This window comes from Hymenobacter sp. (assembly GCF_036387835.1).
Classification (GTDB): domain Bacteria; phylum Bacteroidota; class Bacteroidia; order Cytophagales; family Hymenobacteraceae; genus Hymenobacter.
In genome coordinates, this window is sequence record NZ_DASVSY010000032.1 from 1 (window position 1) to 10110 (window position 10110).

Genomic DNA, 10110 nt, shown 5'->3' on the forward strand with positions numbered 1-10110 from the left:
TAACGGAACTGTCCAACGTGGCCGTGAACGAGCGGGGGATGCTCATGTTTGACGGGCTCTATTGGCCCTAGCCTCTAATCCATCTTGCTCCCGCCCGTTGCGTCAAGGCCTAAGTTTAAGCACTTGCTCAAACATAGGAGCTTCTAAGCCCTAAGCTGGCGCTATCGGCCCAAAGCTAAGCCGAGGCGCAGGGTGGCAGTAAAACCGAAGTCATTGATTTCGGGGGCTAGTTTAGTGCAAATGCCCACGTTGAAATCGACGAAGCCGTATTGCCCTATGCGGCGTTGCAGGCCGTAGAGAATGGCCATGTCGGCCCGCACGATGGGTTTGCTGGATTCGTAGTAATAAAAGGGCGTTTCGTGGGCGCCGCGGCCGAACCCGTTGCCCACCGCCAACGATAAATAGTTGGCGGAGAAGTTGCTGGCACTTTTGCCTTTGCGAATGCGCTGGTCGAGGTTGTAATAGAAACGCCCGGCTAGCTGCGAGCGGACGCTGAACCGTTTGCGCAGTGGGTCGCCATCAACCGGGCGATAGTGCGTAAAATCGGGCGCTAATTCAGCCATGACGGATACATCGGACCGCAGCTTCTGCTCATATATCAGATACAAGCCGTAGCGAGTATACCGCACCGGAATAGTTGAGACGGCGCCGGTGTAGTTGTTTAACCCAATCTTCCAAAGCCTCTGTTCTTCGATTTGCAGACGCGCTACCTTGTTATACGTTTGCTTTAGTGCACTTGTACGCGCTGAGTCGGGCTCCTCAACGGTTTCTTCGCTATACCGGACGCGAGTACTATCGGGCGCGGTTTGGGCAGCAGCCAGTTGAGGTAAACTTAACCCAAGCAGCAAGCAAAGCAGGAGCGTGCGTAAGGCGGTTAAATTAGGAATACGTGTTTGATTCATAGAATAAGTAATCGGCACAGCGGATCAGCGCTGGATGAGAAGCGGTTGAGTCTGGAGCGTGATGGGGGCGTAGGAAGTGCTGACGCGGATAAGCGGCAACTTGGCATCGTTGGTGACTTGCAAGGTATTGCGCCCCGTAAGCGTGCGTTTAGAGGTGTAGCTAGCGGGTACAACCAGTTTGCCCTGGCTGGTGCCTAGGTTGTAGTTGAAGAGCGAAAGTTGCGGCACCCCAATGGTTACTTCGGTGCGAGTGGCATCAACAAAGGCACTCTTCAGTTCGTCGTTGGGCTCAAACACAATACTGCCGTAGGAATTGCTGATAGCATAAGTGCCTCCGGCGCCCGTTAGCTGCACCGCCGATTTGTCGGCCCGGCAAACAAACGCGGCGTTGAGGTTGGTGCCCGTCAGCTCGGTGTAGCGAATGGTGGCTTCCAAGCTGCCTCGCAGGTCCTGGAGCGTAATCTCACCGAAATCTTGCATCAGCGTTTGGCGGCCCGTTAGCTGAATTAACTCTGTGTGGCCATAGGCATTCACAACCTCCAGCGAATTGCCTGCCGGCATCATAACGATGTAGTCGGCGCGCAAGTCGCTGCGGACCGGCGGGGCCCCAACGGGCAGGGCGAAGTAGTTGACCAGATCAATGGTGCTGCCCTTCTTTGCTATTTGATAGCGCGCTGCGGGTAGTTCCCGTTCGGCTATGGCGCGCTCGGGATGGCGGGCGCTCAGGCGCAACACCACCTGCACGCTGGCTTTGTCCCAGCCCTGCACCTTGAGCGTGGCTTTTTCGGCCTTGATGCGAACAAGCGTACCCGTAGGGCAGGCCAGCGTCTGCTCGATGGTACGCGTCAGCACTTGCACCTTGCGCTGCGCCTGGGCACTGCCAAGCAGCCCAAAGTAGAGCAGCCCGAGCAGCAGGCACTCGCCCCAACGGCGTGGCTTCCATAGATGTAAAAGCAAAGCACTCATGAGATGAGGAGTTGAATAAGCTCCCGGGTGACGGCGGCTTTGAGTGTGGTGACCCGCACCTGGTTGCGAACCAGTTCGGGGGTGGCGCCAAAGCGCTGGGCGGCTTGCTGCAGGCGTAGTTCTTCGGTTTCCAGCTCCGTAAGCTGGGTGCGCAACTCCTTGAATTCGCCTGACTGGCAAACCGTGGGTAGTGAGGTGCAATGGGCATCAATGAAAGCCACGCCTTCCTGACCCAGCGGGTCGGTGGCGGCTTGTACGGGCAGCGTAGCCGTTGGGCTTTCCACGGTTTCCTCGGTGTAGGTAATGGTTTCGCGCGGTACCGAGGTGTCGTAGGCGGTGGGGCGCTGCCACCAGGCCAGCACCAGCAGTAGAATAGCGGCCGCCATGCCCGCTACGAGGCGTAACTGCTTGGCCGGCCACAGCGGCCGAACCGCACCGGGCGTAGCGGCCGTAACCGTTAGCGGAGCGGGGGCGGCCTGAAGCTCGTCGAGGCGGCCCGCAATAACGGCCCATACGGCATCATCAGGCTCGTGGATGGGCAATTGGGGGAGGGTACGGTGTATGGCTTCGTCGGCCGCCAACTGGGCTTCGATGCGGGACCAGGTGGCGGGGGCGGGCTCGTGGGTGGGCAACTCATTCAGCGCCCGCCGCAGGTTGTGTTGCCCTTCGTCGGGCAGGTCGGGGGTCTGGTTCATAGGTACAGGTGGTGAAGTTTGATTTTGAGCAGCCGCTTGGCATGAAAAAGCTGCGATTTGGTGGTGCCTTCCGAAATACCAAGCATCTCGGCCACTTCGCGGTGCAGATAGCCTTCTACCTCGATCAGGCAGAATACGGCGCGATAGCCCGCAGGTAGCTCATCAATGGCTTTTTCCAGGGCCTGGCCGGTTAGCTGGTCGTGCCAAGCTACCAGGGGTTCGGGGTGGCGCTCGGGGTCGTAAACCTCCATGCGCTGTTCGCGCCGAAGCGTGGCCAGGGACCGGCGCACCACAATGGTTTTAATCCAGGCACCTAGCGTAGACTGTTGCCGGAAGCTGGCCAGCTGCCGAAACACATCCACAAAGGCATCCTGCAACGCATCCTGCGCCAGATCATGGTCGCCGCCCAGAATGCGCAGCGCACAGGAAAACATGGCCGTTTTATAACGCTGATACAACTGATACTGCGCCTGGCGGTCTTGCGCCAGGCAGCCAGTCAGCAGCAGTTGTTCTTCAGAATTGTTAAACGCGGGAAGCGAAGTCACGGAGCAGTTATTTAGCCTAAAGGGAATCCAAGCCCGGCAAAGGTTGGCGCAAGTGAAAAAAAAGCCAGTGAAGCATAACCCGCTTGTTATCCGTATGCAAGCGGGCAGCCGTGCTGATGCAGCGCGGACTTACTGGCTGGGCATGAGGTGAATGCTTTCCGCTGCTTCCACAAATCTCGTATCTTAAGCGGACCTCTATTTGCGTCATTTTATGCCCGTGCGTATACCCGCCTTCTCTTGTGCTCTTCTTGGTTTATGCTGCTCGCTGCTAAGCGGCGGAAGCTACGCCCAAACTCCCATCACCGCACCCGAAACGCATTGCCTGCTGCTGGCCCTCGACCCTACGCAGCGGGCCAAGCAGGCCCCGCTGGTGGTAGAAGGGGAGGTAATGGCCAGCCGCAGCTTTTGGGACCAGCAGCACCGCCGTATCTACACCGCCCACCAGTTTCGCGTGTTTAGTGCGCTAAAAGGTACCGCCCCCGCCCAACTAACCGTGCTTACCGAGGGTGGCACCGTCGACCTGGCCCGGCAAGACCTTACCAATACCCTAGCCCTGCAACCAGGCCAGCAAGGCGTGCTGTTTTTGGCGCCAGCCACGTTTCCGGGCACTGAAAGCGCAGGAACCGCCTGGATGGCTTATGGCAGCCAGCAAGGGTTTATCGGCTACGATTTGAGTGATGCCACGGCCGCCGAGCCGTTCAAAGAATACGGGCTTGTCGATGAAGATTTTTATCAGACCCTGACAGCGGCTACCGGCCAAGCCCGGCGCGTGGTACAGCCGAACCCAGTGCTGGCAACAGCGGTGGCCCGGCAATTAGCTCCGCCCGCGCAAGCCCGCGGGCAAGCGCCCATCATCACCAGCCTGAGCCCAACCACGGTGTCAGCCGGTACGGGGGCGGTGCTCACCATCACGGGTACCGGCTTCGGCGCGACGCGCGGCGCCGGATTTGTGCAGTTTCGCAACGCCGATAACGGGGGCAGCTCGTTTGTGAAGCCCCGCGTTACCGACTACGTAAGCTGGACCGATACCCGTATTCAGGTGCGGGTGCCCTCGCTGAGCCAGACCAGTGGGGGCAGCCGCAGCCCGGCGGGTAGTGGCACCGTGCGCGTCACCAGCGCCGACCAGCTTCTTACCACCAGCCTAGCTACCCTCACCATTCCTTACGCTATCAGCAACGTGCTGCCCGCCAGCGACAGCACCCAGGTGATACGCCCTAGTCATCTCAATCAGAACGGGCGTGGGGGCTACGGCTTTCGTTTTGAAGCGGAATTTGCGTCCAATGCCCGCGCCGGTACGGCCTTCCGAAACGCCTTGGCCACTTGGCGCTGCCAGAGCGGAGTGAACTGGGACGTAGAGGCCGCCACCCGAACGGAACGGGGTGCCAAGCAAGACAGTGAAAATAGCGTCGGCTTCGATCAGGGCGAAGAACTACCGGTGAACGTACTGGGCCGCACCACCAGCTACTATCAGGGTTGTTTCCAGCCCGATGGCGGTATCGCCTTTGCCGTGCAGGAAATCGATATGCAGTTTGACGGGGGTACCAACTGGCAATTCGGGCCAGCCTCGGCCATCACGCCCCAGCTAGATTTCGAGACGGTGGCGGTGCACGAGCTAGGCCACGCGCAGCAACTAGCCCACGTGATTTTGCCACGCGCCGTGATGCACTATGCAGTGGCCCGCGGACAAACCAGCCGCGCCATCAGCACCGATGACATAACGGGCGGCCGCCTCGTGCTCCGCTCCCGTAGTTTCGTGACGCCGAGCTGCGGCCCCCAACCGATGTTGCCGGCCCCGCTTACCAACCTTGGCGCTACCACCGAGGCCGGGGGCGTCGCCCTGACCTGGACCACGCAGGACGAGTGCTTTCTTCAGGATTTTGTGGTGGAACGTTCCGTGGCTTTCGATACCACAGCCTGGCAACCGCTAGCTACCGTGCCGCGCTCCGGCAATTCCTACCGCTACCTCGATGCCCAGCCCCAGTCAGGCCTGCGGTACTACCGTCTGCGTCTGCGCCGCCCCAATGGCGCCCTCGATACGGCAGCTCCGCTGGCCGCTTACGGCGATGCTGCTACGGCCAGCCAGCCGCAGCTATTTCCTAATCCGGCCGGCGCCACCGGGCTCCGTTTGCAATACCCGGCCACGGCTGCGGGCCGCCTTACTGTTTCGGTTGTTGATGCTATTGGCCGGCAGCACAGCTTGCTCGGAATTGATTATCAGCCGGGCTTGAATTTTCTGGCCATTCCCACGGCCAGCCTCCGCCCCGGCTGGTACGTGCTTCGCCTCCGCAACCCTGAAGGAAAGCTAACCAACTTGCCGTTCCTGCGGAAAGAGTGAGTGAGTGAAGTAGCCTAAGTCAGCAAGGAGCTGTGCCATCCGCGCCATAGGCTACTTCACTCACTCATTCACAGCTTCACCACGAAGGCTACTGCATTTGGCCCTGCTTGTAGGCGGCTGAGGAGCGGATACAGGCTGTTTTTGCCGTGGGCGTGGTGTGCAGAAAACATGATGCCGTCGAAAGCCAGCAGAAAGCTGCCTTGTAGCAGCAAGGAGCGACCGTAGCCGGTCAGGCGGTCTTGCTGGCGCTGAGTGGAACGGCTCCGAGCGCGTTTTTTCAGATAGAATCCGGTGGCCACGTAGGCAGCGTCGAGGCCGGCGTTAAGAAGATACAGGTTCTCGGTGCGCAACTGGGCTTTTACGGCGCCGGCCCGGTCGGTGGGGGCACTAGTGCGGTGAGCTGCTAGTACTGCCGAACCAGCTAGCGCCAGGTTCACCACGCCCCAGCCGACGTTCATGTGGTGGAAGTATTTCTCGGGGCCATCGGTAGCAAAGGAACGGGCGCCACTGATACCCACATTGCCAATGGCCCAGGCCCCAAGCACCCGCATGCCGCGTTGGTCGAGGGTGGTGCGGCGGGCGTTGTAGTCGGGCAGGGAAGTTGGGGCTACTTGCTGGGCCGCCAGCGGAAATGCCAAAACAGAAAGCAAAAGCAGGCGTAGCAGGAAGACCATGGAAGCCAAGAAAAATAAATCAACCTGCTAAGCACCTGCTTGCCCTGTTTGTTTGCCGAGCTTGCTTGGCTAGAACGACCAGAGCTGCCGCGGTTTACCGTTCCAGCAGCATGGCCCCGTACGAATAGCCACCGCCAAATACCGTAATAACAACCCGGTTGCCTTCGCGCAGCTGGTTCCAGGTGTCGCCGAGGCCAATGGCGGCACCGGCGCACCCGGTGTTGCCTAGCTGTTCGATGTTGGATACGGCCCGTTCGGCGGGCATATCCAGCTGCTTCAGCACGTTCTTGGTGATGCGCAGATTGGCTTGGTGCGGAATCAGAAACGTTACGTCGGCGACGGAAAGGTGCTGCCGCTCCAGCAGTTGCTCGGTCACGCGGGCCATGTAGGTACAAGCGTGCGTGAACACGTCGCGGCCGTGGGGCATTACAATGCCTTTTTCTACGGGCTTCAGCGTGACGGCCTCGTCGGCTTTGCCTACTACGGCGGCGCCACCGGTTATCACCTCCACAACGCGCAAGTCGGTGGGAGCAAGGCGCTCTTTGCTGATAAGCAAGGTAGAGGCCCCGTCGCCCCACAGGTGGCCCGCCATAGTGTCTTGCTCGTTGTTGTAGGCCGTGTTGTGCTCACTCACCACCACCACCGCGCGCGAGGCTTTGCCCAGGGCAAAATAGCCTTCCACTATTTCAATAGCGTTCAGCAGCGACGAGCAGGCCGAGGAAATACTTACTACCGGAATTTCATTGATGCCCAAGTCGCGCTGCACGGCGTGGGCCAGCGTATAAATAGTGTCGTGGGGGGTGTAGGTGGCCCCTACAATCAGGTCGATGGTGGCGGCGAAGTCGGGAGCTTGGGCTAAGGCTCGCCGGGTGGCCTCAATGGCCATGGTATTGGTATTTTCGCCAGGGCCAGCCTTGCGCCGCTCCCGAATGCCGGTGCGCTCGATTATCCATTCGGAGGCCAAGCCATTGAGACGAGTAAAGTGCTCGTTGGTAACTACGTAGTCGGGCAGATAGGCTGCCACCTGATGAATATACACGGGGGAAAACAGTCGGGATTTAGGCGAAAACCGCAGCAAGGTACGAGACTCTACCCGGACGGCGAGTTTCAAACAAAGAAGCGGCCCGTACTTTGCAAGGCGTTTTCGCGTTCAACGCCGAAACAGGAGGGGAGTTCCCTTACGTTCGTTACAAGATTATGATGTTTGGTTTTTCTATATTTCAGCGGAGCCTGTTGCTCTGCTTGCTGTTGACGTTGGGCACGGCCTGCCCCGCATTGGCCCAAAAATACCGTACGGCCGCTGGCTTGCGGTTTAGTTCTGGCCTTTATGGCCTTACAGTGCAGCAAAAAATCCTGCCCAAGACCACCCTCGAAGGTTTGCTGCTGGCCGGCACCCGTGAGGTGACAGGAACTGTATTGGCCGAGCAGCACTTCGGCTTGTTGGGTCCTAGCCTTAATTACTATTTCGGGGCCGGGGCGCACATCGGCAGCAACAAGGACACGAGAGCCTTCGGCGGGGTCGACGGTATTGCGGGATTGGAATACAAAATTGCCCTCAGCCGCTTTGTGGTTTCCGCCGATTTCAAGCCTAGTATCGAGTTCAACTCCAACGATTGGGCCCGTTTTGCTACCGGTATTTCCGTGCGCTATATTCTGATAAAGGAAAAGAAGACGGGACTTTTCAACGGCCTCTTCGATGGCAACAAAGACAAGAAGAAAAGAAAAGAGAAATCAAGCCAACGCCACGGCCTCTTCGACTAAATTATACCAGCAGATCAGAATTTTTTATTGCATTTTTCAAATTTAGTAACCTCGGCTGTAAAGTCTATATAGTTCGCTCAAGGTTTGTAGAATTTCAATATTAGATTAATTTATAAAGGTTTAAGTATATAGTATAGGCTTAAGGGTCGTTTAAGGTACTATGAATATTCTATTTATCTAATTTGTTAGATTATTATATTATTATAAATAAGATGGATATTGTGCAACAAAATAAGTGGTTTACCAGTTTGTGAAGCCACTTTCTAGCGCCAACATCTTATTTACACCTGTATGCTAACATTTTCTACATCTCGTCTTAAACAGCTCAAAGTACTAGCACTACTTATTGGATTGCTTGGAGCATGGCCTACCACAGATAGCTCAGCCCAGTCGGGCGCCTGCACGGGCAACGATCCGGGCGGTAGCCCGGCCACCAATGGCTTATACGCCCAATATTACAGGGGCTATTTTGCCAATAATCAGAACTTTTTTGCAACCAATACTGCCGGCTTAACTCGGATTGATGCCAACGTTCTTTTTGGCGTTTCCTCTCCCTTCGGTAATCTGCTTCCTACGGCCAGTGGTACGGCAGCCAACCCCGATGCTTTCAGCTTGCGCCAGCGGGGTAGCTTGCGCATCACTACTGCCGGTACGTATACGCTTTACTTAACCGCCGACGATGCCGCTTATTTATGGCTCGATAATGCGGCAATCAACGTCAACCCAATGCCAAGCCAAGCTACTATCGACAATGGTGGTGACCATTCCGAGCGTACGCTGCAGGCATCGGTTTACTTGACGGCTGGCCTGCACAACGTGCTAGTGCATTATGGTGAATCTGTGGGCGACAACTCATTGATTCTGGAATATGCCAGCACTACGGCTAACATAGCGCGGCAAGTAATACCGTCAGCCAGTTTCTGTACGGCCATCCAGCCAGCTATTACGATGCCATCGGCCTTAGCTTATTCGCCTGCTTTCCAGAATGTAGTAGTCGGTAGCACGGTTACTTCGGCGGTTCCCACCGTCACGGGTGCTGCTGCGCCACAATACATTCTGGCCAATAGCGGCAACCTGCCAAGCGGAATTACCATCAACCCTACCACCGGGCAGTTGAGTTTAAGTGCAACCGTACCGGCCGGCTCTTATCGGGCCGATGTAGCGGTAGTTGATGCCCAAGGAGCTGCCACATTCCGGGATGCCTATTCGTTCACGGTAGCCGCGGCGGCGCCTATGAACTGCACAGGTACCCGCCCCGATGGTGGCCCGGCTAGCAGCGGCATCTATGCCGAGTACTACAGCGGCTATTTCAACGATAATCCTACGTATTTCAATGCCAACACGCCAAAGCTGTCGCGGATAGATACGCAGTTGAATTTCGGTGCCGTTGACAGCTGGGGCTACCTTGCTCCTACGTCAACCGGTTTAGCCACCGACCCCGACATGTTCAGTGCTCGGCTCCGAGGCCGTATTCTTATTCCAACCGCTGGTACCTACACCTTCTACCTAACGGCAGATGATGGCGCCCGGCTCTGGCTCGACACCCCCGCCTTGCAGTCTACTCCTCTCAATCGGGATGCTTTCCTTGACAATGGTGGTCAGCACAGCCAACTTACGGTGTCCGCCACGGTTACTCTGACAGCCGGCTACCACGATTTCCAGGTGCACTACGGCGAAGCAATCGGTGACAACGTTCTGGTTTTGGAATATGCCAGCACTACGGCCAACATAGCGCGGCAAGTAGTTCCGGCTAGTGCCTTCTGCTCGGCCGTTAGCCCCATACCACAATCCGTAGAGAAGGGCAAGAAAACCATCGAAGTGCTCAGTGCTGCCCCAAACCCAAACAGAGGCACCTTCATAGCGCACATTACGCAAAGCCAACCTGATTCTGGCTCGCTGCAATTAGTGGATATCCTCGGTCGCGTCCTCTACGAGAAGCAAGTACCGGGCGTAGCCAAGCAAGAAGTAAATATCTCAATCCCTTACTTGCCCGTTGGCATGTACATGCTGCGCTTTATAACCGCCAATGGAACCGGCACGCAGAAGATGATAGTCGAGTAATGAATTTAATATTCTGCTGGCGCTGCTGGCGCGGCAAAGTGGTGCCACGAATTGCTTGAACGGCTTCGTGGCACCACTATCGTTGCTGGTGCCTGTTCGAGGTTATGCTACCGTGTAGCCGTTAAACGAAAGTGGTGCCACGAATTGCCCGTAGGGAATTAGTGGCACCCC

9 protein-coding genes are annotated in these 10110 nt (G+C 57.2%); 3 read left to right on the forward strand and 6 right to left on the reverse strand.

The genetic code is table 11. The features are described from left to right. Positions 1-161 precede the first annotated feature (161 nt). Genes VF639_RS06340 through VF639_RS06355 form a run of 4 tightly spaced genes read right to left on the reverse strand, consistent with a single transcriptional unit; the run spans position 162 to position 3108 of the window. Positions 162-902 carry a hypothetical protein gene (locus tag VF639_RS06340; RefSeq protein WP_331145048.1) on the reverse strand — a complete coding sequence of 247 codons (741 nt, stop codon included), beginning with the start codon at positions 900-902 and terminating at the stop codon, positions 162-164. A 24-nt stretch (positions 903-926) separates the two neighbouring features. Beyond that, positions 927-1868 (reverse strand): DUF4097 family beta strand repeat-containing protein, encoded by a 942-nt coding sequence (locus tag VF639_RS06345; RefSeq protein WP_331145049.1) that lies wholly within the window; start codon positions 1866-1868, stop codon positions 927-929. Then, positions 1865-2563: a hypothetical protein gene (locus VF639_RS06350; protein WP_331145050.1), complete on the reverse strand. Its 699-nt coding sequence runs from the start codon at positions 2561-2563 to the stop codon at positions 1865-1867. The genes VF639_RS06345 and VF639_RS06350 overlap by 4 nt, the downstream gene beginning before the upstream one ends. Beyond that, positions 2560-3108 (reverse strand): RNA polymerase sigma factor, encoded by a 549-nt coding sequence (locus VF639_RS06355; RefSeq protein ID WP_331145051.1) that lies wholly within the window; start codon positions 3106-3108, stop codon positions 2560-2562. The genes VF639_RS06350 and VF639_RS06355 overlap by 4 nt, the downstream gene beginning before the upstream one ends. 211 nt (positions 3109-3319) lie before the next feature. Here VF639_RS06355 and VF639_RS06360 point away from each other — a divergent pair, with 211 nt between their 5' ends. Then, entirely contained in the window at positions 3320-5443 is a 2124-nt protein-coding gene (locus VF639_RS06360) for a matrixin family metalloprotease (protein ID WP_331145052.1), read from the forward strand. 68 nt (positions 5444-5511) lie between these two features. On the opposite strand, the gene VF639_RS06365 is transcribed toward VF639_RS06360, so the two are convergent. Together VF639_RS06365 and VF639_RS06370 are read right to left on the reverse strand one after the other, a co-directional pair. Beyond that, entirely contained in the window at positions 5512-6117 is a 606-nt protein-coding gene (locus VF639_RS06365; protein ID WP_331145053.1) for a DUF6992 family protein, read from the reverse strand. A gap of 94 nt (positions 6118-6211) precedes the next feature. After that, the gene (locus tag VF639_RS06370; RefSeq protein ID WP_331145056.1) at positions 6212-7156 is read right to left on the reverse strand and encodes a 3-oxoacyl-ACP synthase III family protein; all 945 of its coding nucleotides are present in this window, start codon (positions 7154-7156) and stop codon (positions 6212-6214) included. A gap of 203 nt (positions 7157-7359) precedes the next feature. Between VF639_RS06370 and VF639_RS06375 the strand changes: the two genes are divergently transcribed. Both VF639_RS06375 and VF639_RS06380 read left to right on the forward strand, forming a co-directional pair. Continuing rightward, entirely contained in the window at positions 7360-7878 is a 519-nt protein-coding gene (locus VF639_RS06375; protein WP_331145054.1) for a hypothetical protein, read from the forward strand. Positions 7879-8169: 291 nt separating this feature from the next. Continuing rightward, on the forward strand, positions 8170-9939 hold the full coding sequence (locus VF639_RS06380; RefSeq protein ID WP_331145055.1) for a PA14 domain-containing protein: 1770 nt from the start codon (positions 8170-8172) through the stop codon (positions 9937-9939). The last annotated feature ends 171 nt before the right edge of the window (positions 9940-10110 follow it).

Coding starts and splice junctions, on each gene's coding strand:
- VF639_RS06350 (WP_331145050.1), bottom strand. CDS start 2,563: ATGAACCAGACCCCCGACCTGCCCGACGAAGGGCAACACAACCTGCGG.
- VF639_RS06380 (WP_331145055.1), top strand. CDS start 8,170: ATGCTAACATTTTCTACATCTCGTCTTAAACAGCTCAAAGTACTAGCA.
- VF639_RS06365 (WP_331145053.1), bottom strand. CDS start 6,117: ATGGTCTTCCTGCTACGCCTGCTTTTGCTTTCTGTTTTGGCATTTCCG.
- VF639_RS06345 (WP_331145049.1), bottom strand. CDS start 1,868: ATGAGTGCTTTGCTTTTACATCTATGGAAGCCACGCCGTTGGGGCGAG.
- VF639_RS06360 (WP_331145052.1), top strand. CDS start 3,320: ATGCCCGTGCGTATACCCGCCTTCTCTTGTGCTCTTCTTGGTTTATGC.
- VF639_RS06340 (WP_331145048.1), bottom strand. CDS start 902: ATGAATCAAACACGTATTCCTAATTTAACCGCCTTACGCACGCTCCTG.